This window comes from Pseudonocardia sp. ZF1 (assembly GCF_056835605.1).
The window spans coordinates 878,803-898,035 of sequence record NZ_JAJNBY010000001.1; the positions used below are offsets into that span (position 1 = coordinate 878,803).

Consider the following 19,233-nt stretch of genomic DNA (forward strand, 5'->3'; position numbering starts at 1 on the left):
CATGCTCGGGTGGTGGGTCGGGGTGAGCTGACGGACAAGGCCTGGGCGCGAATCGAGCCGTTGCTGCCCCCGGTCGCAGGGCGAGGCCGGCGGTGGCGCGATCACCGTCAGGTGATCAACGCGATCCTGTGGAAGCTGCGCACCGGCGCCCCGTGGCGCGACCTGCCCGAGCGCTACGGACCCTGGAAGACCGCGCATGATCGCCTGCGGATCTGGACCGCGGACGGCACCTGGGAACGCATCCTCGACGACGTGATCGTCAAGGATGACGCCGTCGGGAACGTGGAGTGGACCTTCAGCATCGATTCCAGCAGCGTCCGGGCTCACCAGCACTCCGCCGGTGCCCGGATAAAGGGGGCTGCACCACTGGGTGGGTCGAAGCCCTCGCCGTCGACGGAGAAGCCCTCGGACGGTCCCGTGGCGGGCTGACCAGCAAGATTCATCTCGCGGTCGATGGGCGCGGACTGCCGATGTCGGTGATCCTCACCCCGGGCCAGGCCGGGGACAACCCACAACTGCTCCCGCTGCTCGATCAGATCGTGGTCGGCCGAGACGGACCCGGCCGACCACGCACCCGGCCCGACCGGGTGCTGGCCGACAAGGCCTACTCCCACCCCTCGACCCGCGCGGCGCTACGCCGGCGCCGCATCGCGTTCACCAGCCCCGAACGCAGCGACCAGATCCAGCGCCGACGCGCGAAGGGCCCCCGCGGCGGTCGCCCACCGGCGTTCGACCCGGCCCTCTACGCCAGTCGCAACGTGGTCGAACGCTGCTTCAACCGGCTCAAACAGTTCCGCGCCCTCGCCACCCGCTACGCGAAGCGCGTGGCCTACTACCGATCGGAGATCATCATCGCCGCGACCGTGTTGTGGCTGCGCACCGACTTACAGGACACGCCCTAGAAGAACTTGAGCAGGTGGTCGGTGACCGGGCCGGCGGCCTCGACGGCCGTCCAGTGACCGATCCCGGGGACGATCTCGACCGTCGCGGAGCCGTGGGCCTCGGCGAGCTCGGTGCTGGCGTCGGGCGGGCCCACCTTGTCCTCGTCGCCGGTGATCAGCAGCAGCGGCAGGCTCGGGGTCACCGGGCCCGGGTCTCCGGCGGCGGCGAGCGCCTCGCAGTTGCGGGCGTAGCCCTCGGCGTCCTGGCGCATGACCAGCTCGCGGACGAACGCGGCCACCTCCGGCTTGTCCCGCCGGGTGCTCTCGGACAGCGCGTTCGCGACCACGCCGGGCGCGACGGCGGCGGTTCCCTTGTCCCGCAACGTCGCAGCCCGGTCGCGCTGGGCCTGCCGGCCGGCCTCGGCGGGCTCGCGGACCGCGCCGAGGAGGGCGAGCGCGCTCACCCGGTCCGGGTACTTCGCGGCGAACCTGCGCACGACGAGGGTGCCCATGGAGTGGCCCACCACACCGGCCGAGGCGATCCCCAGCTCGTCGAGAACCGCGGCCAGGTCGTCGGCGTGGGACTCGATGCTGATCCCCTCGGCGTTCGCCGAGCGGCCGGCGCCGGCGGAGTCGACCCGGATCACCGTGTGACCACCGGCGAGGGCGTCGGCCTGGACCTGGTAGAAGTTCGACGTGCCGCCGAGGCCGTGCACGAGCACGACCGCCGGACCCTGGCCGTCGATCTCGACGGCGAGTTCCTTCCCGTTGACGTACATGTGCGTCCTTTCTCAGGCGATGCGGTTGCGCTGCGCGCCGAGGCCGGTGATCGAGACCTCGACGACGTCGCCGCTGACCATGAACCGCGGCGGGTCGAACCCGATCCCGACGCCCGCCGGGGTGCCGGTGGCGATCAGGTCTCCGGGCCGCAGGGTGATCCCGGCCGACAGCGTCGCGATCAGCTCGGGGATGTCGAAGATCAGGTCCTTCACCGGGGCGGACTGGCGCGGCTCGCCGTTGACGACGCTCTGCACCTGCAGCGACGTCACGTCGTCGATCTCGTCGGCCGACACCGCGTAGGGACCCATCGGCGCGTGGGTGTCGAGGGACTTCCCGATCAGCCACTGCTTGTGCTTGCGCTGCAGGTCCCGGGCGGTGAAGTCGTTGATGATCGTGTAGCCCCACACGTGGTCGTAGGCGTCCGCGCGGCTGATCCCGCGCCCCCCACGCCCGATGATCACGCCGAGCTCGGCCTCGTAGTCCAGCTCCGAGGTGACGTCGGTGTGCGGCTCGATGTCGTCGAAGGGGCCGTTGACCGAGGTCGTGGCCTTGGAGAACACGACCGGGTACTCCGGCAGGGCCTCCGAGCGGTCGGGCTGGTCGTAGCCGCTGCGGCCGAACTCCACGACGTGGTCGCGGTAGTTCTTGCCGACGCAGAAGATGTCGCGCCGCGGCACCGGGATCGGCGCGTGCAGGCGGACGGAGTCGAGGGCGTGCCGCGGCTGCGCGGCGGCGTCGCGCTCCAGGGCCGGACCGAGCTCGGCCCAGCCCTCGATGACGTCGAGGACGCTGGCGCCGGCCGGAAGGAGCGCACTGACGTCGTGGACGACGCCCGCGTCGGGGTCCACCACGCCGACGTGCTGCGCCGACCCGGTGGAGAAGGTCACCAGCTTCATCGCTGCACCAATCTGAACCAATAGAACCAATGTGGCCAGGCGTGAACGTACGCCCCTCATCTCGACCTGTCGAGGGGAGGGTGAGCATCGACTTCGGCCGATTTTACATTGGTCTGGATTGGTCACACTGCTGCGGCTACTGTAGGCGCATGATGGCGGTGGAACAGTCGCTGCGCAGCCTCCTCACCGAAGGCGCCCAGGCCGGGACCTTCGGCCCCGGCTCGAAGCTGCCCACCGAACGGGCCCTGGTCGAGCAGCTCTCCGCGCCCCGCAGCGCGATCCGGCGCGCGCTGGAGGTGCTCGAACGCGACGGACTGGTCATCCGCCACGTCGGCCGAGGCACGTTCCTCACCGAGGCGGTACTGCAGCCCGTCGAGGGTGCACCCGCGAACACGAGCCCGGCGGAGATCATGCAGGTGCGGCTGCTCCTCGAGCCGCAGGTCGCCACCCTCGCAGCCCGGGTCGCGACGCAGGCCGATCTCGACCGCATCACCGAGTGTCTCGACGCCGGGGGCAGCAGCGAGGACTTCGAAGGCTTCGAGTCCTGGGACGCGCGGCTGCACCGGGCCATCGCGCAGGCCGTCCACAACGGACTGCTCATGAACATGTTCGACGTCCTCAACACCGCCCGGGCCCTTCCCGTCTGGGGCACGTTGAAGCGTCGGACGTCCACCCCGGAACTGCGCCGCTGCTACCACGGCGAGCACACCGCGATCGTCGACGCGCTGCGCGACCGCGACTCCGCCCGATCCGGCGAGGCCATGCGGATCCACCTGGAGAACGTGTCGGACAACCTCCTCGGCCGGCACTGACCCGCCCGCCCGGGGTCGAGAGGAGTGGGTCCCGCCCGCGGCGGGTATCCGCACCCGTGATCATCACAGCCGACCGGCTCCGGGAGTTGTTCGACTCCGACCTGCCGGACCCGCAGCTCGCCGTCGTCGAGGGGCAGGCCCGCGTGGTGCCCGGAACAGCGGACGAGGACCAGGGCCTCGTCGTCGCGTCCCGCAGCGAACTGCTCGAACGACACGGCGGCTCGGCGCCGTCCGGACAGGCGCTCGAGGAGCTCGCCGTCGCCCTCGAGACCACCGTCGACACCCTCGGCGCCTGACCCGCCCGCCCCGACCCGGGAGGGCGTGAGACGGGTTCAGCCCTTGACGTAGGCGAGCTTCTCGGCGACCCAGGCGGGCATGTCGTCTCCACCGCCCTCCTGGCGGGATTCGCGGCACACGACGGACAGGTCCCGCCCCAGGCGTCAGCCTCTCGAGAGTCGACGGCGGTTGGCCACGACCCGCCGGTGGACCGGGCCGAGCACGTTGCCGACGGCCTTGGCGGTGTCCTTCGGCGGAGTCGTCACCGCGGCCGTCGCGGCCTGGAACAACGCCTCGACCTTCTCCTGCACCATGCGGGTGTACTCCCGGCGGTCCCGGGCGCTCGGCGGCCAACCGCCCGACGCCATCCGGAACGTCCGATGGGCGATCACCACCGGCGCCGACCAGGCGATCTCCGCGACCAGGAGCCACGGCTTCACCCACCCCGGGCCGGGCATCGTACCAGCGGACGTGCGCCTTCTCGCGGTCATCGGCCGACGCTAGCGTCCCGGCCCAGGCGCGTCAGCGGCGCGCGGCCGCGAATCCGGCGAGCTCGTCGAGGGCTCGGAGGGCTTCGGACTCGGGGAGGGTCTCGAGGTTCAGCGTGACCTCGTCGACCCCGGCAGCGGCGTAGCCGTCCACCCTCTCCGGATCCGGATCTGCGGCGTACACCGTGAAAGGCACGTCGTGCCTGCCCTGCTCGGCAAGCCATTCCCGGACGCGGCGGATCTCCTCGGGAGGGGTGTGCGCGCGGGGCAGCCACGCGTCGCCGTAGGTCGCCAGCCGGCGCAGCGCCGCCTTGCTCTCCCCGCCGAGGTAGATGGGCGGATGGGGCTTCTGCACTGGTTTCGGCCAGGCGTAGATGGGGTCGAAGTCGACGTGCTGCCCGTGGAACTCCGCCTCGTCCTTCGTCCAGATCTCCTTCAGCGCCGCGAGCTGCTCGTCCATCTGCGCGCCGCGGGTGCCAGGCTCGGTGCCGTGGTTGCGCATCTCCTCGCGGTTCCACCCGACCCCGACCCCGAAGGCGACCCGGCCGCCCGAGACGAGGTCGAGGCTCGCGACCTGCTTCGCGGTGTGGATGACGTCCCGCTGGGGCAGCAGCGCGATCCCGGTACCCAGCACGAGCCGCGACGTCACGACGCCGGCCGCGGTCAGGGCGACGAACGGATCGAGCGTGCGGTAGTACATCTGCGGGAGCTCACCCCCGCCCGGATACGGGGTCTCCCTGCTCACGGGGATGTGGGGTGCGTAGCCGGTGGTCCATCGCCTCGGCGGGTGACGCGCCGTGGTGGTGGGCCGGTGGCGGGCCGGTCTCGGGCCGCGCGCAGGACCGATCGGGTCTTGCCGAGCGCGATCAGCTGGTCATAGCCACTGGTACTGCCGGTGGTGCGGCCCTGGCTGAGGGTGTGCTCGCTGGCGTAGCCGGCGTCGAACAGCAGGGTGCCGACCTCGTCGCTGGCGTCGAGGTCGGCGGCGGTGCGGGTCACGCGGGCGGCCATGGCGTCGTAGTAGGTGACATCGGCGGGGTTGGAACCGACCTCGGTGCCGAGGATGAGCTGGTCGGCGGTGACGGCGAACTGGGCGTTGTAGCACTGGAGCCAACCGTGCGTGGACGGCATCAGCGACGAGTCCGGGTGGTGTTCGCCCGTGCGGGCTGGTCCCGGTCGCGGCGCCCTCGCCGGTCGGAGTGCTTCCTGCTGCCGCCCGGGCCGGGGTGCGGTGTCGGGGTCGGCGAGCCGGTGTCGGGCGCGTTCGACCCGTTCGCGGGCGCGCCGGACTCCGGAGGCTTCCTCGATCGGTCGGGGTGCTCGGCCGTGGGGTGCGGGGCCGCAGGTGGCGATGGCCTGCTCCCAGGCCTGTTCCCAGGCATCGATCTTGTCTTGCTGCGCGGCGAGCTCGTCGGCCAATGCCTGTTCGGCGTGTTCCAGTGCCCGGCTCTCGCGCTGGCTGGTGCGTGTGCGAGCCCGCTCGGTCTTCGCCTCGCGGGCGGCGTCCGCGGCGGCGATCCGCTCGGCCGCGGCCCGGATCCGTTCCTGCCGCCCGGCGCGTCCACCCCATCCCGGGGCCGCTCGTCGCCGCGAGCCTGCTGCCCGAAGCGGACGTCCTCGGCCGCGTCGACCTGCGCGGCCTCGTCGAGGACCTGCTGGGCCAGCGCCCGCTCCCGCCCTCCGGCCTGGTCGGTGTCGGCCTGGTCGGTGTCGGGCTGGTCGAGGCGTTCGACCTCGGCGGCCAGCCAGTCTCGTTCCCGGTTGGCCTGCCGGGACGCGTTCGCGGCGATTTTCGTACCGTCGATCGCGACCGTGCCCAACCGGGCCATCCCCGCGTCTCGGCACAACCGCAGGACCTGCGCGAACAGGCCGGCGAACACCTCGCTGTGGGCCTGGCGGAACCGGGCCAGCACGGTGTGATCGGGCACGTCACCGGCGCACGCGACCCGGAATGCCACATCCGTGGCGCACAATCGCTCGATCTGGCGGCTGGAGCGCTGCCCGCGACAGTAGGCATACAGCAGCAGCCCGAGCAGCATCTCCGGGTCGTACCCGGCCCGACCGGCCGCGCTGCGCCGCGCACCGCCATCACGGCGGCGCGCGACCCGGGCATGCAGCGCCGCGGTGTCCAGCACCGCGACCGTGTCCAACACGAACCACACCAGATGCTCATCCGGCAGCCAGTCGACCATGTTCGGCGGTAGGAGGAACTCCTGATCCCGCACCACCGGGCGATACCCCTCAGCCATCCCGACACCGTCTCACCGAACAAGATCCACAATGGACAGACGTGCCGAACCTCGATTCGGCAACAGCCTCCCGGCGAACGTTCCGCCGCCCGAATCGTGATCATGGCCTGCCGAGGACGGTCGAGAGCCCGTCCGCCGGGCTCGGGGCGGCGCTCGCGGGTGTCGCGCTGATCGTCGTCGGGGTGCCGGCGGTGGTGCTGCGCGTCCGCTCCCGGCCGGACGGCTTCCTGCCCCGGTCCGTGGTGACCAACCCGGTGGTCGTCCGCTCGGCACTCGCCGCGGCCGCGGTTCCCGCGAGCTGGTTCGCCCTCCTGCTGGGCATCCCGATCGCCCTCGCCGCCCGCGGCCGGACCCCGTTGGCGATCGGGCTGACCCTGGCCGCGGTCGGGGCCTGGTACGACGTGACCGCGCTCCTCCTCGTCGCCGTGGTGCTCAACACCGTCGCCTTCGGGATCGGCCGGCCCTCGATGACCGCCGCCGTGAGCGGTGCGAGCGCCGGGGAGGAGTGCTCGGCGTCGCCACCCCGCGTTCCTCACCGGCGCCGGGGTCGGCGCCGCGGTCGTCGGCGGCCTCGCCGCGCCGCTCGGCATCGGCACCGCGGTCGCCGTCCTCGTCCTGCTCCCGCTCCTGGGCGTCACGCTGCTGCTCGGGAGGAACCGAACCGAGCACCCGGCCTGATCGGCGGTGCCGACCACGGGCCCGGCCCCGGCCCGCGCGCGACGCGGGCCGGGGCCGGATCTGTTCGACCGTCCCGGGGTCGACGAGAGCTACCCCGTGGCTTCCGCCGCCCCGGCCTCCGCCTCGCCGCGTCGCGGCGGCCGCCGCTCCCGGCAGTAGCTCCCCGGCGGGTCGGAACGGCCGAATGCGCACTCGCCCCGTTCCCGGCACCGCCGGTTGCACGGGCCGATCGTGTCCTGCTTCGCCGCCGCCGCCCTTCGCAGCGCGGCGACGTCGAGCCCGGTCACTGCGCCGACGCCAGCACGTTCTCCTTCTCGCCGGCGCTCATCCCGGGCTTCGCCCCGAGGTCGAACCGCGGACCGGACGGCAGCGTGTTGTGGAAGATCTTGCCGCCCTTGATGACCGTGGTGATCTTGTCGAGGTCCTGCATCACCGTGATGTCGGCGAGCGGGTCGCCGTCGACCACCACGATGTCGGCGAACTTGCCGGCCTCGAGGGTGCCCACCTTGCCCCCGAAGTCGACCAGGGCGCCCGCGTCGCGGGTGGCCGCCACGAGCGTCTCGCGCGGGGTGTAGCCGAACATCTCGACGAAGTTCTGCAGGTCCCGGGCGTAGGTGCCGTGCGGGGTCCAGGCCAGGCCGAAGTCGCCGCCGGGCAGCACCCGGATGCCCGCCGCCTTCATCTTGCCGACGCTGGCGATGGTCTCGACCATCTCCTCCTTGTAGCCCATGGAGTCGAGCACCTCGTGGCTGAAGCCGAACTGGGCGCCGTTCTCGTAGAGCCCGACCTGCCAGTGGATGGCCGGGCTGACGAAGATGCGGTGCCGCTGCTCGCGCATGCGCTCGAGCGCCTCGTCGTTGAGGTAGTTGGCGTGCCCGATCACGTCGAACCCGGCCTTCATGGCCTGGATCACCGCGTCCGCCGACCGGGCGTGGCAGAGCATCCGCAGGCTGCGGCGGTGTCCCTCGTCGACCGCGGCGTCGGCCTCCTCCTGGGTGTAGGAGAGCTCGCCGGGCAGGTCGGACTCGATCATGCCCTCGCCGTCGAGGTAGACCTTGACGGTGTCGGCCCCGGACTTGCGGACCGAGCGGATGACCTTTCGGACCTCCCACGGGTTGTCCGCCAGCAGGGCCAGCCCGTCCATGCCGAGCTGCAGGTGGTCCGGGTTCCAGTCGACCATCCCGCCGGTGCCGAGGACGTCCCGGCCGCAGGCCACGTAGCGCGGGCCGGGGGCGACCCCGGAGTTGATCGCGTTGCGGACGGCCACGTCGACCGCGTGCAGGGAGCCGAAGCTGTTCGCCGAGGTGTAGCCGCAGCGCAGCATCGTCCGCGCGTTCTCCACCGCGTAGATCGTGGTGGCCTCGGCGGTGCAGTTCATGTCCAGGTCCTGCAGGCTGGACGCGTTGAAGTAGGACAGGTGGCTGTGCGCCTCCGTCATACCCGGCATCACGAAACGCCCGCCCAGGTCGATGCGGGGGACGCTCTCGTCGACGTCGTCGAACTGGTCCATCGAGCCGACGCGGCGGATGTCCTCGCCCTCGACCCAGATGGCACCGTCGGGGATCACCTCCTCGTCGGTGCCGTCGAAGATGCGGCCGTGGACGAGGAGCATGGACTCGGCGTTGAGCATGGTCACTCCTTGTTGAGGTGGTGGTGCGGGCGTCGTGCCGGGCTCGCGGAGTGCAGGCCCCGGCCGGCGGCCGCGCGGGCCGCCTCCTGGACCTGCTCCCCGACGGTGGGGTGGACGTGCACGGTGTCGGCGAGGTCCTCCACCGTCGCGCCCATCTCGATGGCCACCGTGCCCTCGGCGACCAGCTCGGAGGCGTGCGGGCCGACCACGTGCAGCCCGAGGACGAGGCCGGTACCGGTCTCCGACACCAGCTGCACCGTCCCGCGCGGGGCGCGCAGCGTGAGTGCCCGGCCGTTGCCGGCCATCGGGACCGTGGTGACGACCGGGTCCAGTCCCTCGGCGCGGGCCGCGGCGGCGGACAGGCCCACCGTCGCGATCTCGGGGTCGGCGAACACCACCGCGGGGATCGCGGCCGGCTGGAAGGCCACCCGGTCCCCGCACAACGCGTCCACCGCGACCGGTGCCTCGGCGTAGCCCTTGTGCGCCAGCGCCGGTCCCGGCGTGACGTCGCCGATCGCGGCCACATGCGGGCGCAGCGTCCGGTCGGGGGCGACGTGCAGGAGGCCGTCGTCGCCCGGCGTCACGCCGAGCCGGTCGAGGCCCAGCTCGTCGGTGTTCGGGCGGCGGCCGACCGCGACGATGACGACGTCGGCCTTCACCTCGACGTCCCGGTCGCCGCAACGCACGTGCAGGATCGTGCCCCGGTGCTCGCCGGCGCGGGCGGCCGTGAGCACGGTGACGCCCAGCTCGTCGAGCCGCCGGGCGACCGGACGGGTCAACGCGACGTCGATCTCGGGTAGGATCCGTTCGGCCATCTCCACCAGGGTCACGGACGAACCGAGCTTTGCCAATGCCGTGCCGAGCTCGACCCCGATGTAGCCGGCGCCGACGACCGCCACCGTGGCAGGCAGCTCGGGGAGGTCGAGCGCTCCCGTGCTGTCCAGGACGTGCACGCCGTCGGGTACCAGGTGGGGCAGCACGGCCGGGCGCGAGCCGGTGGCGATGACGACGTCGCGGAACTCGACGAACGCCGCGCGGCCGGCGGGTGTGCGGACCACGGCCTGGTCCGGGCGGGTGAACCGGAGGTCGCCGGCGAGGACCCGGACCCCGGCGCCGGCCAGCAACGACCGGACTCCCCCGGTCAGCTCGCCGATGATGCGGGCCTTGTGCGCCTGAAAGGCGCCCAGGTCCACCGAACGCTCGCCGACCGACAGGCCCGCCGACGCATAGCCGGCGGCCCGTTCCGCCACGTCGGCCATCTCGATCAGGGCCTTGGACGGGATGCAGCCCGCACGCAGGCACACCCCGCCGACGCCGTCCTCGCCGTCCCGGTCGATCAGCAGGACGTCGCGGCCGCGCTGGGCGCCGCGCAGCGCGGCCGCGTATCCCGCGGGGCCGCCGCCGACGACGAGCAGGTCGGCGGCCTCGGCGATCTCTCCGACGACCATCAGTCCTCCTCGCCCAGCAGCAGCAGCGGGGTGCGGATCAGGCGCTCGAGGGTGTTCACGAAGGCGCCGAGGTGCTCGCCGTCGATCAGGCGGTGGTCCGCCGCGACCGCGAGCGGCAGCACCCGGCGCACCGCCGGGACGCCGTCCACCGGGACCACCGCGTCGTGGACCCGGCCGAACCCGGCGATCGCGACCTGCGGGGCGTTGATCAGCGGGGTGCCGAGCCAGGTGCCGTAGCTGCCGAAGTTGCTGATCGTGAACGTGCCGCCGGTCGTGTCCTGCAGCGGGAGCGAGCGTTCACGGGCGCCCGCGCCGAGCCGGGCGATCTCCCTGGCCAGGCCGGGCACGCTGCGCCGGCCGGCGTCGCGCAGCACCGGCACGATGAGGCCGTCCGGGGTGGCGGCCGCGATCCCGACGTCGAGACGCCGGTGCAACGTGACCTCCTCGCGCTCCATGTCGAGAGTCGCGTTGAAGTCCGGGTGCCGGCGCAGGGCCGTCGTCACCGCACGGACGAGCAGCGGCAACAGCGTCAGCCGCAGCCCCTGCTCCTCGGCGTCCGCCCGCAGGGTGCGGTGGGCGCGTTCGAGCTCGGTCGCGTCGACCTCGCGGAACTCGGTGATGTGCGGGACCGACCAGGCCGCGGTCATGGCCCGGGCGACCTGACGGCGCAGGCCGCGCAGCGGCCGGACCCGGGTCTCCCCCGTGCCGGGCTCGGCCGGGGTGGCGGCGGGGGTGACGGCTGCCTGTGCGGTGACCGGCTCCGGGCTCCGCGGTGCGGCACCGTTGACGGACCGGGCGCCGCCGGCGATCGCGGCGCGGACGTCGTCGAGGACGATCCGGCCGTTCGGTCCGCTGCCGGTGAGCTCGGCCAGCTCGATGCCGTGCTCGACCGCCAGCCGGCGGGTGCTCGGGGCGGCCAGCACCCGGCGGCGGCCGGCGCCGGCGGGGGCCGCGGACGCGGGCACGGGCACGGGCCGACCGTCGACGGCCGGAGCGGTGGCGAGCGCGGGTTCGCCCGCGGGCTCCGGCTCCACGGCGTCGGCTCCCGAACCCGTCGCCTCGAACGTGAACAGGGCCGATCCGACCGGCACGACGTCCCCCGGCCCGTGCGCGAGCTCGGTGATCACGCCGTCGGCCGGCGCGGGCAGCTCGACCTGTGCCTTCGCCGTCTCGACCGTCACGACGGGCTGGTCGGCGCGGACCTCGGCCCCCGCCGCCACCAGCCACTCGACGATCTCGGCCTCGGCGAGGCCCTCCCCGATGTCGGGGAGCCGGAACACGGTCGTGCTCATGCCGCCTTCACCGTCGCCCTCGCCGCCGCGACGACCCGGTCCACGCCGGGCACGAAGTGGTCCTCGATCCGGCCGGGTGGGTAGGGGGTGTCCGGCGCGGCGACCCGCGCGACCGGGGCCTCGAGCGAGTAGAACGCCGCGTCGTTGATCGTGGCCACGACCTCGGCGCCGAAGCCGGCGCTGAGCGGGGCCTCGTGCACGACCACGCAGCGGCCGGTCGCCGCGACGGCGTCGGCCAGACCGGCCTCGTCGAGCGGCACCAGGGTGCGCAGGTCCACGACGGCGGCGGAGATGCCCTCCTCGGCCAGCGCCTCGGCGGCCTTCTCGGCGACCTGGACCGCCGCGCTCCACGCGACGAGGGTGACGTCGGTGCCGTCGCGGGCGACTCGCAGCTTCCCGAACGGCACCGGAGCGTCGCCGTCCGCGACCTCCCCGGTGACCAGGCGGTAGCCGCGTAGTGGCTCGCAGAACAGCACCGGGTCCGAGGACCGGACCGCGGTCTGCAGGAGCCCCTTGGCGTCGGCCGGGGTGGCCGGCATGACCACGGAAAGCCCGGGGCTCTGCACGAACTGCGCCTCGAGGGCCTCGGAGTGCAGCTCCGGGGTCCGGACCCCGCCGCCGAACGGAGCGCGGATCACCACCGGCATCGGGAAGCGGCCCTGCGAGCGGTAGCGCATCCGCGCCAGCTGGGCGCCGATCTGGTGGAAGGCCTGGTGGCTGAAGCCGAGGAACTGCATCTCGGCGATGGGCACCTGCCCGGCTGCCGCGAGGCCGATCGCCGCGCCGACGATCGAGGCCTCGGCGAGAGGCATGTCGACGACGCGGTCCGGGCCGAACTCGTCGAGCAGGCCGTCGGTGGCGCGGAAGACGCCGCCGAGCCGGCCGACGTCCTGCCCGAGGACGAGGGTCCGCTCGTCGCGGGCGAGCTCGCCACGCAGGGTCGTGTTGATCGCCTGCAGCATGTTGAGCCGGGTCATCGGGTTCTCACCTGGGCCTGGAGTTCGGCGCGCTGGCCCTGCAGCCGGGGCGACAGCGTCTCGGTCACGTGCTCGAAGAGGTGCTCGACACCGGGCGGTTCCATCGCCTCGACGGTCCGCACCGCCTCGTCGATCCGGGTGGCGATCCGCTCGCGCACCGCGGTGTCGTGGGCGTCGTCCCACAGCTCGCGCGTCCGCAGGTGGGCCAGGACGCGACTGATCGGGTCCCGCGGCGCCCACGCCTCCAGCTCCTCGGCGGGCTGGTAGCGGCTGGCGTCGTCCGCGGTGTTGTGGTCGCCGAGCCGGTAGGTCAGCGTCTCGACCAGCGTCGGGCCCTCACCGGCCCGGGCGCGGGCCACGGCGTCGGCCACGACCTGGTGAACGGCGGGCAGGTCGTTGCCGTCGACCAGGGCACCGGGGATCCCGTAGCCCGGCGCGCGGCCCGCGAGCGTCGCCGCGGCGGACTGCCGGGCGCGCGGGGTGGAGATCGCCCAGCCGTTGTTCTGCACGACGAAGACGACGGGCGCGCGCAAGGTGCCGGCGAGGTTGCAGGCCTCGTGGAAGTCGCCCTCCGACGAGGCGCCGTCCCCGCAGAAGACCGCGACGACGCTGTCGCGGCCCTGCAGCGCGTGGCCCCACGCGAGCCCGACGGCCTGCGGGAGCTGGGCGGCCAGTCCGATCTGGATGGGCAGCACGTTCACGCCCTCGGGTGCGGCGCCGCCGCGCGGGTCACCGAGGAAGGTCAGCATGAACTGCTCGAGCGGCAGGCCCTGGCGAAGCAGCGCGGGCAGCTCGCGGTACTGCGGGACGACCCAGTCGCGGGCCGGGTCGAGCGCGAACGCCGCGCCCACCACGGACGCCTCCTGCCCGCGGACCGGTGAGAACGTGCCGAAACGCCCCTGGCGCTGCAGGCTGAAGCCCTTCTCGTCGAAGGCGCGGGAGAAGAGCATGAGCTCGCAGGCGTCGCGGAGCTGCTCGTCGGAGAGGGCGGCCTCGCGGCCGGGTTCCAGCTCGCCGTCGGGGCGCAGCACGGTCCACGGGGTCGCCTGCCCGTGCTCGGGGCGGAACTGTGGGGTGAATCCGGACATCGACACCTCTCGTGATGGCTGCGCTGCAGCCGGGTTCTCGGGAGACACTGCGGTCACCAGCCGCCGTAGGCGAGCCAGCCGCCGTCGACCGGGATCTGGGCCCCGGTCATGTAGGAGGCTGCGGGCGACGCGAGGAACGCGACGACCTCGGCGACCTCGGCCGGGGCCGCGAGGCGGCCCAGCGGGGTGCGGCGCTCGATGTCATCGGCCGAGAAACGCCCGCTGCTCATGGTCTGCTCGACGAACGGGGTGGCCACGTAGCCGGGGTTGACCGACAGGACGCGGACTCCGCGGTCGGCCCACTCGACGGCGAGCGACTTCGTCAGCCCGTCCAGGCCGTGCTTGGCGGTGGAGTAGCCGGTGCGGCCGGGGATCGCGGTCGCCCCCAGCACCGACGAGACGTTGATGATCGTCCCGCTGCGGGCCGGCAGCATGACCCGCGCCGCGGCCTGGGCGCAGTGGAACGGCCCGGTGAGATTGGTGGCGAGGACGGTCGCCCACTCCTCGGGGGTGATCTCCTCGGCGGCCCGGACGAGCGGGATGCCGGCGTTGTTGACCAACACGTCGAGACGGCCGTAGGCCGCGACGGCGGCGTCGACCAGGATCTGCCCGCCCTCGGGCAGGCTCACGTCCGCGGCGACGCCGACCGCCTCGTACCCGGCCGCCACGATCTCGTCGGCGGCCTCCTTCGCGCGTCCGTCGTCGCGGGAGTTGACCACGACCCGGGCGCCTCCGGCGGCCAACCGGCCGGCGATGGCCCTGCCGATGCCCGAGCTGGAGCCGGTCACGATCGCGACCAGGCCGGCGACCGAGGCTTCGGGGGGTTTCGACTGCACTGTCGTCAAGGGGTGGCCCTTCTGACCGCAGGGGTCATCGCGCGAGGAGGCGGCGCCTCCCCGGTGGGGGTTGCTCTTCTGCCCGGACGCGCGGTCTCCCCACGCCATTCGCTGTGGTCCACGTCACCGTCCAGGAACGTGTGTCAAGCTTCGGCCGGACGCCCCGCTCCGTCAATGGCGACTCCTCGGTCCTGAACATCCGGAACCCGGATGGCCCCGCGGCGCTACCGGAGATCGGTGGTCGTGTCCGGCACGGGCGTCCCGAGCAGGGTCTCGAGCAGCGCCGACGCCGCCGGGGAGCCGGCCAGGGCCGGTGCCCAGTACACGCCGACCTCGCGGTACACCCGCGGGGAGACCCCGACGACCGCCACGCCGTCGGTCCGGACGCTGTCGATCGCGAGCCGGTTGGTGAAGCCGAGCGCGAGCCCGCTGCGGACCAGGCCGACGAGGATCTGCGGCTGGTCGGACAGGAACCGGATCCGGGGTTCGATGCTCTCCCGGGTGAGCAGCCGGAAGGCCTCGGTGTCGTAGCGCAGGTCGTGCCCGGAGACGACGAGCTGCTCTCCGCGCAGATCCGCCAGCGCCGCTGTCTCCTGGTCCGCCAGGCGGTGCCCCGACGGGACGACGAGGCACATCGGCTCCCGCCACAGCAGCCTGTGGCTCAACGAGTGGGTGCTGCGTGGCGGCGGCAGGGTCGGCCGGACCGCGAGCAGGGCGGGCCCCTGGTCCAGGGCCCGGTCGATGCCGCGCACCGCCTGTTCGACCAGCTCGACGCGGATGCCGGGGAAGTCCTCGGAGAAGCGGCGGAGCACCTCGGGCACGAACGCGGCGCCGGCGCTCGGATAGGTCGCGAGCGTGACGTCGCCCCGGATCAGGCCCTGCACGGAGGCCATCGCGGCCCGCCCGGCGTCGAGTTCCTCGACCATGGCCCGTGCGTGGGTCACGAGGGCCTCCCCCGCGGCGGTGAGCCGGGCCGGCCGCTGGTCGCGGTCGAACAGCTGCGCGCCGAGCTCACGTTCCAGGGACGCGATGTGGCTGGAGATCCGCCCCTGGGACCGGTAGAGGTGCACGGCGGCCGCGGTGAACCCGCCGCGGTCGACCACTGCGAGGAACGCGTGAATCCACTCGATCTGCACGGTTGCCGATCCTCGCCCCAGCAGGGTCCTCGAGCAGCGGAACCCCCGTCACATTCGGCGCGCGTCGGACGAGTCATCCTCCGGACAGCTGTGCACACCGATCGTCGGAGGCAGAGGTGACCGGCTAGGTGTACCCGGTCATGACGTTGGTGCCAGTCGGCTGGTCGGTGGGAGCCCGCCGAGCGCGCTGTGGCGTCGTCGAGTGTTGTAGTGCTTGAGGTTCCCCCGCCGGCTCGGAGTGCTGGTTAGCTGACCGGGGCCGGGTCGGCCCCGTCGGCGGGTGATGCGGGTTGATCGTCCAGGACGCCGTCGTGGGCGCGCCAGGTGGCCTCGTACTCATCAGGTGAGAGCCAGCCGAGGCGGGCCTGGATGCGTTCGGTGTTGTACCACCCGTCGATGTAGGCGAACAGCTCGTTCTCCGCCTGCTCACGGGTCCGCCATGATTTCCGGTAGACGAGCTCGGTCTTGAGTGTGGAGAAGAAGTTCTCCATGAGCGCGTTATCGTAGGAATCGCCGACCGAGCCCATGGACGCGAGGATTCCGTGGTCTTCGAGTCGCTGTCCGAATCGCAGAGATGTGTAATTCGAGCCGCGGTCGGAATGGTGGACTATCTGCCCGCTGGCGACGTTGCGGGTCCAGACCGCGTACTCCAGCGCGCCGAGGATCAGGTCGGTGTCGCAGCGGTCCGAGCAGCGCCACCCGACGATGCGGTTGGAGAAGGCGTCGCGGACCGCGGCCAGCCAGAACACGCCCTCCCCGCACGGGATGCGAGTGGCGTCGGCGACCCACAACCGGTCGGGCGCCGCAGCGGTGAAGTCCCGGTTGACCAGGTCCGGTGCCGGGGTGTGGCGCGGGTTCTGCCTGGTCGAGGCGACACGCCACCGTTTGCGTAGGAACGCGCCCTGCAGCCCGTGCTCACGCATCAGTCGCTCGACCCGCTTACGGGACACGTGGCGTCCGCGCCGGCGCAGGGTCGCGTGGACTCGCGGAGCGCCGTAGGTGGCGCCGGAACGGTCGTGGATCTGGCGAATCTGTTCGAGCAACTCGGCGTCGGCGCGCCTCCGGGCAGACGGGTCGCGCTGTTGAGTAAGCCAGCCGTAGTAGGTCGACGCAGCGACACCGAGGACCTTCAGGATCGGGGCGATCCCGAACCGGTCCTTCAACGCGGCGACGGCCTTCACCACTTCTTCCTTGTCGGGTCCATCTCCTGGGCGAAAAAAGCACTCTTGGACTCAACCCGTCAGCGCAACAGTGCTTCGAATCTATCAGCCGGGGTGTCGAAGTCGAGGGTCTTACGGGGGCGCGTGTTGAGTCGGTGGACAATCTCGTCGAGCTGGGCCTGGGTGACGTCGCCGAGGCTGGTGCCCTTCGGGAAGTACTGCCGGAGCAGCCGGTTGGTGTTCTCGTTCGTGCCGCGCTGCCAGGGGCTGGCCGGGTCGGCGAAGTAGACCTCCAGCCCGGTCCGCTCAGTGACGATCTTGTGTCGGGCCAGTTCCATCCCGCGGTCCCAGGTCAGCGTGCGGCGCAGCTGCTCGGGCAGCCGGCACATCTGCTGCGACAGCGCCCAGGTGACGGTGTCCATGTCGCGTCCCTGCAGGGCGACGAGCACGGTGAACCGGGTGGTGCGCTCGACCACGGTGGCGATCTGGGTCGTGCCGCGCCCGAGCAGCAGGTCGCCCTCCCAGTGCCCGGGCACCGCCCGATCGGCGACCTCGGCGGGGCGCTCGCGGATCGAGACCGCGTCGGTGATCTGCGAGCGCCACTGCCCGGTGGTGGTGTTGTGCACGTTGCGCCGGATCGGCCGCCCCGACCGCAAGTGCTTCTGCAGGGTCTTGGCCAGTACGCCGCGGGTCTGCACGAACAGCGACTTGTAGATCGTCTCGTGCGACACCCGCATCCCTGAGCCCGGCTCGAAGTGCTTGGCCAGGTGCCCGGCGATCTGCTCGGGCGACCAGTCCTCGCCGAGTCTGTCAGCGACGAACCCGCGCAGCAGCGGACGCCGCGCGAGCAGGCACACCTTCGGGCGCCGTGCCCGGCGCCAGGCACGATCCTCGGCGTCGACCGCCCGGTACTTGCGCCGGCCCTTGTTGCGGGCGATCTCGCGGCTCACCGTCGAGGCGGGTCGGCCGATCTCGGCCGCGATCGCGCGCATCGACTTGTTCTGGCCCAGCCCGCGCGAGATCTCCTCGCGCTCGGCGGCAGTCAGCGTCCCCGGTCGGCGCCGGCGTGGCGGCGGAACATAGCCCCCGCTCGACTTGAGCACCGTGAACACTGAACCCGGGGGCCGCTCGATCGCCCGAGCGATGTCACTGATCGACTCCCCGCGCCCCCAACGGACCCACAGATCAGTGCGGTCCTCATCGGACATCCCCGGCCTGCCCAAGCGTGCCATCGCCCACCCCTATCATGATCAACTACCTGTGGGGTGTTGCGCTGACCGGTTGAGTCCAAGCTCGCCGCCTTGAGGATCTCATTGGCCCGGCGCAGTTCGGTGTTCTCCCTGCGCAGCCGGCGCAGCTCCTCGGCCTCGGCCGTGGTCGGGCGGTCGTGGCGCTCGCCTCGATCGGCCTCGGCCTGGCGGATCCAGTTCCGCAACGCTTCGTGATGCACACCCAGCTGCTCGGCCAGCCGCCGGATCACCGGCTTGGGGTCGGACTCCCGATAGAGACGGACGGCGCGCTCACGCAGCTCGTCGGGGTACTTCTTCGGTGCTGCCACGGAGACTCCTTACACGGCCCTTCAGCCATGATCGTCGATCTCCGAGCAAGCGGGGGAACCTCAGCTCGATCCAGGGGGCAAGCGCTGCAGTGCGTTCGGCGTTGCTGGTGAAGACCTGCCGGTAGGCCCACTCGGTGGCAAGGGTCCGATTGAGACGTTCGACCTTGCCGTTCTGCCAGGGGCAGTGCGGCTTGATGAACACCTGCTGGGCCCCGAGGTCGGCGACCACTGACCGTAGGGACCACTTGTAGGCCCAGGCGTTGTCGGTCATGATCCGTTCGATCCTGGTGATGCCGTGTCTGGCGAAGTAGCCCGCGGCCCGAGCGAGGAACCCGGCGCAGGTGGTGCCCTTCTCGTCGGTCAGAACCTCGGAGTAGGCCAGCCGGGAGTGGTCATCGACCAGCGAGTGGATGTAGTCGAACCCGACTCTGGTCGAGCGGTCGCGAGTGGCGTCCCTGCTGGCGCGGCCGTGCGCGCGCCAGCCGCCGCCATCGGGGATGCGTCCGATCTTCTTGACGTCCATGTGCACCAGCTCGCCGGGGCGGGCGCGTTCGTAGCGCACCGCGGTGGTCTTGCTGGCGCGGATGCGCTCACCGGTGAGTGGGTCGAGTTCACGCAGGTAGGGAACGTGGTGGCGGCGCAGGATCCGCGACACTGTGCGTGGGGCGAGGCCGAGTTCGGGGCCGATCTCATCCTGCCCACGACGGTCGCGGGCGCGCACGGCCAGCACGCGAGCCTCGGTGTGGGCCGTGGTGCGAGTTGTGCAGCGGCGCGGGCGCGAGGATCGGTCGTGCAGGCCGTTCTCGCCTTCGGCGCGGTAGCGGGCGACCCAGCGGCCGGCGCACTGGCGCGAGACCCCCATCTCCGCCGCGACGTGGGCACGAGGACGTCCCTGACGCACGATCCGGTCGACCAGCAGGACCCGGCCGTGGAACGTCAGGCGGGCATTACGGTGGGCCACGAGAGCCTCCAGGTGGTGTGGGTCCTAGACAAGCCACACCCCACCTGGGGGCTCTCCTCACGATCAACGTCTCGTGACTGCGTGTCG

Annotated in this window: 20 protein-coding genes and 2 pseudogenes; 4 read left to right on the plus strand and 18 right to left on the minus strand. The window is 72.3% G+C overall.

The features are described from left to right. Positions 1-12: 12 nt before the first annotated feature. A protein-coding gene (locus tag ZF1_RS04455; RefSeq protein ID WP_482638673.1) for an IS5 family transposase occupies positions 13-902 on the plus strand; the annotation gives its coding sequence in 2 pieces (ribosomal slippage) (positions 13-385 and positions 385-902; 891 coding nt in all). On the opposite strand, the gene ZF1_RS04460 is transcribed toward ZF1_RS04455, so the two are convergent. Then, complete coding sequence (locus tag ZF1_RS04460) at positions 899-1,660, minus strand: alpha/beta fold hydrolase (RefSeq protein ID WP_185721773.1); 762 nt, start codon at positions 1,658-1,660, stop codon at positions 899-901. The two genes, ZF1_RS04455 and ZF1_RS04460, sit on opposite strands and share 4 nt — an antisense overlap. Before the next feature lie 12 nt (positions 1,661-1,672). After that, positions 1,673-2,557: a fumarylacetoacetate hydrolase family protein gene (locus tag ZF1_RS04465; protein WP_482636558.1), complete on the minus strand. Its 885-nt coding sequence runs from the start codon at positions 2,555-2,557 to the stop codon at positions 1,673-1,675. A gap of 149 nt (positions 2,558-2,706) precedes the next feature. On the opposite strand from ZF1_RS04465, the gene ZF1_RS04470 reads away from it, so the two are divergent. Both ZF1_RS04470 and ZF1_RS04475 read left to right on the plus strand, forming a co-directional pair. After that, positions 2,707-3,369, plus strand: coding sequence for a FadR/GntR family transcriptional regulator (locus ZF1_RS04470; protein ID WP_482636559.1), 663 nt, complete (start codon positions 2,707-2,709; stop codon positions 3,367-3,369). A gap of 56 nt (positions 3,370-3,425) precedes the next feature. Next, the gene (locus ZF1_RS04475) at positions 3,426-3,665 is read left to right on the plus strand and encodes a hypothetical protein (protein WP_185721770.1); all 240 of its coding nucleotides are present in this window, start codon (positions 3,426-3,428) and stop codon (positions 3,663-3,665) included. A gap of 144 nt (positions 3,666-3,809) precedes the next feature. Here ZF1_RS04475 and ZF1_RS04480 read toward each other — a convergent pair whose 3' ends face one another. From ZF1_RS04480 to ZF1_RS04500, 5 genes are all read right to left on the minus strand, one after another. Then, positions 3,810-4,103 (minus strand): hypothetical protein, encoded by a 294-nt coding sequence (locus tag ZF1_RS04480; RefSeq protein WP_346105153.1) that lies wholly within the window; start codon positions 4,101-4,103, stop codon positions 3,810-3,812. A 64-nt stretch (positions 4,104-4,167) separates the two neighbouring features. Beyond that, complete coding sequence (locus ZF1_RS04485; RefSeq protein WP_482638674.1) at positions 4,168-4,980, minus strand: LLM class F420-dependent oxidoreductase; 813 nt, start codon at positions 4,978-4,980, stop codon at positions 4,168-4,170. Further along, positions 4,875-5,264 (minus strand): hypothetical protein, encoded by a 390-nt coding sequence (locus tag ZF1_RS04490; protein WP_482636560.1) that lies wholly within the window; start codon positions 5,262-5,264, stop codon positions 4,875-4,877. The genes ZF1_RS04485 and ZF1_RS04490 overlap by 106 nt, the downstream gene beginning before the upstream one ends. Continuing rightward, complete coding sequence (locus tag ZF1_RS04495) at positions 5,264-6,325, minus strand: transposase (RefSeq protein ID WP_482636561.1); 1,062 nt, start codon at positions 6,323-6,325, stop codon at positions 5,264-5,266. Before ZF1_RS04495 ends, ZF1_RS04490 begins: the two co-directional genes overlap by 1 nt. A 157-nt stretch (positions 6,326-6,482) precedes the next feature. Beyond that, positions 6,483-6,704, minus strand: a complete 222-nt coding sequence (locus tag ZF1_RS04500; protein WP_482636562.1) for a hypothetical protein — start codon at positions 6,702-6,704, stop codon at positions 6,483-6,485. A gap of 164 nt (positions 6,705-6,868) precedes the next feature. On the opposite strand from ZF1_RS04500, the gene ZF1_RS04505 reads away from it, so the two are divergent. Next, positions 6,869-7,060 carry a hypothetical protein gene (locus ZF1_RS04505; protein ID WP_346105159.1) on the plus strand — a complete coding sequence of 64 codons (192 nt, stop codon included), beginning with the start codon at positions 6,869-6,871 and terminating at the stop codon, positions 7,058-7,060. 283 nt (positions 7,061-7,343) lie between these two features. Here ZF1_RS04505 and ZF1_RS04510 read toward each other — a convergent pair whose 3' ends face one another. The 11 genes and pseudogenes from ZF1_RS04510 to ZF1_RS04560 form a co-directional block, all read right to left on the minus strand. Continuing rightward, the gene (locus ZF1_RS04510; RefSeq protein ID WP_482636563.1) at positions 7,344-8,690 is read right to left on the minus strand and encodes a metal-dependent hydrolase family protein; all 1,347 of its coding nucleotides are present in this window, start codon (positions 8,688-8,690) and stop codon (positions 7,344-7,346) included. Between the two features lie 2 nt (positions 8,691-8,692). Next, positions 8,693-10,138 carry a dihydrolipoyl dehydrogenase gene (lpdA, locus tag ZF1_RS04515; protein WP_482636564.1) on the minus strand — a complete coding sequence of 482 codons (1,446 nt, stop codon included), beginning with the start codon at positions 10,136-10,138 and terminating at the stop codon, positions 8,693-8,695. Continuing rightward, positions 10,138-11,430, minus strand: a complete 1,293-nt coding sequence (locus ZF1_RS04520; protein ID WP_482636565.1) for a dihydrolipoamide acetyltransferase family protein — start codon at positions 11,428-11,430, stop codon at positions 10,138-10,140. The genes lpdA and ZF1_RS04520 overlap by 1 nt, the downstream gene beginning before the upstream one ends. Beyond that, a complete protein-coding gene (locus ZF1_RS04525) occupies positions 11,427-12,407 on the minus strand; it encodes an alpha-ketoacid dehydrogenase subunit beta (RefSeq protein ID WP_482636566.1) in 981 nt (326 codons plus the stop codon). Before ZF1_RS04525 ends, ZF1_RS04520 begins: the two co-directional genes overlap by 4 nt. Next, positions 12,404-13,495, minus strand: coding sequence for a thiamine pyrophosphate-dependent enzyme (locus ZF1_RS04530; protein WP_482636567.1), 1,092 nt, complete (start codon positions 13,493-13,495; stop codon positions 12,404-12,406). The genes ZF1_RS04525 and ZF1_RS04530 overlap by 4 nt, the downstream gene beginning before the upstream one ends. A gap of 53 nt (positions 13,496-13,548) precedes the next feature. Next, positions 13,549-14,331, minus strand: a complete 783-nt coding sequence (locus tag ZF1_RS04535; protein WP_482638675.1) for an SDR family NAD(P)-dependent oxidoreductase — start codon at positions 14,329-14,331, stop codon at positions 13,549-13,551. A gap of 224 nt (positions 14,332-14,555) precedes the next feature. Then, positions 14,556-15,467, minus strand: coding sequence for a LysR family transcriptional regulator (locus tag ZF1_RS04540; RefSeq protein ID WP_346105171.1), 912 nt, complete (start codon positions 15,465-15,467; stop codon positions 14,556-14,558). A 245-nt stretch (positions 15,468-15,712) separates the two neighbouring features. After that, entirely contained in the window at positions 15,713-16,648 is a 936-nt protein-coding gene (locus tag ZF1_RS04545) for an IS3 family transposase (protein WP_482636568.1), read from the minus strand. 59 nt (positions 16,649-16,707) lie between these two features. After that, entirely contained in the window at positions 16,708-17,859 is a 1,152-nt protein-coding gene (locus tag ZF1_RS04550; RefSeq protein ID WP_482636569.1) for an IS30 family transposase, read from the minus strand. Positions 17,860-17,918: 59 nt separating this feature from the next. Beyond that, positions 17,919-18,185: pseudogene (locus ZF1_RS04555) on the minus strand (transposase); the annotation flags it as partial. A gap of 64 nt (positions 18,186-18,249) precedes the next feature. Further along, positions 18,250-19,146: pseudogene (locus ZF1_RS04560) on the minus strand (IS481 family transposase); the annotation flags it as partial. Between the last annotated feature and the right edge of the window lie 87 nt (positions 19,147-19,233).

Excerpts from the sequence above, each read along its gene's own strand:
- ZF1_RS04495 (WP_482636561.1), bottom strand. The coding sequence starts at position 6,325 with ATGGTCGACTGGCTGCCGGATGAGCATCTGGTGTGGTTCGTGTTGGAC.
- ZF1_RS04460 (WP_185721773.1), bottom strand. The coding sequence starts at position 1,660 with ATGTACGTCAACGGGAAGGAACTCGCCGTCGAGATCGACGGCCAGGGT.
- ZF1_RS04525 (WP_482636566.1), bottom strand. The coding sequence starts at position 12,407 with ATGACCCGGCTCAACATGCTGCAGGCGATCAACACGACCCTGCGTGGC.
- ZF1_RS04550 (WP_482636569.1), bottom strand. The coding sequence starts at position 17,859 with ATGGCACGCTTGGGCAGGCCGGGGATGTCCGATGAGGACCGCACTGAT.
- ZF1_RS04470 (WP_482636559.1), top strand. The coding sequence starts at position 2,707 with ATGATGGCGGTGGAACAGTCGCTGCGCAGCCTCCTCACCGAAGGCGCC.
- lpdA (WP_482636564.1), bottom strand. The coding sequence starts at position 10,138 with ATGGTCGTCGGAGAGATCGCCGAGGCCGCCGACCTGCTCGTCGTCGGC.
- ZF1_RS04480 (WP_346105153.1), bottom strand. The coding sequence starts at position 4,103 with ATGCCCGGCCCGGGGTGGGTGAAGCCGTGGCTCCTGGTCGCGGAGATC.
- ZF1_RS04530 (WP_482636567.1), bottom strand. The coding sequence starts at position 13,495 with ATGTCCGGATTCACCCCACAGTTCCGCCCCGAGCACGGGCAGGCGACC.
- ZF1_RS04500 (WP_482636562.1), bottom strand. The coding sequence starts at position 6,704 with ATGCCCAGCAGGAGGGCGAACCAGCTCGCGGGAACCGCGGCCGCGGCG.
- ZF1_RS04510 (WP_482636563.1), bottom strand. The coding sequence starts at position 8,690 with ATGCTCAACGCCGAGTCCATGCTCCTCGTCCACGGCCGCATCTTCGAC.
- ZF1_RS04520 (WP_482636565.1), bottom strand. The coding sequence starts at position 11,430 with ATGAGCACGACCGTGTTCCGGCTCCCCGACATCGGGGAGGGCCTCGCC.
- ZF1_RS04465 (WP_482636558.1), bottom strand. The coding sequence starts at position 2,557 with ATGAAGCTGGTGACCTTCTCCACCGGGTCGGCGCAGCACGTCGGCGTG.
- ZF1_RS04490 (WP_482636560.1), bottom strand. The coding sequence starts at position 5,264 with ATGCCGTCCACGCACGGTTGGCTCCAGTGCTACAACGCCCAGTTCGCC.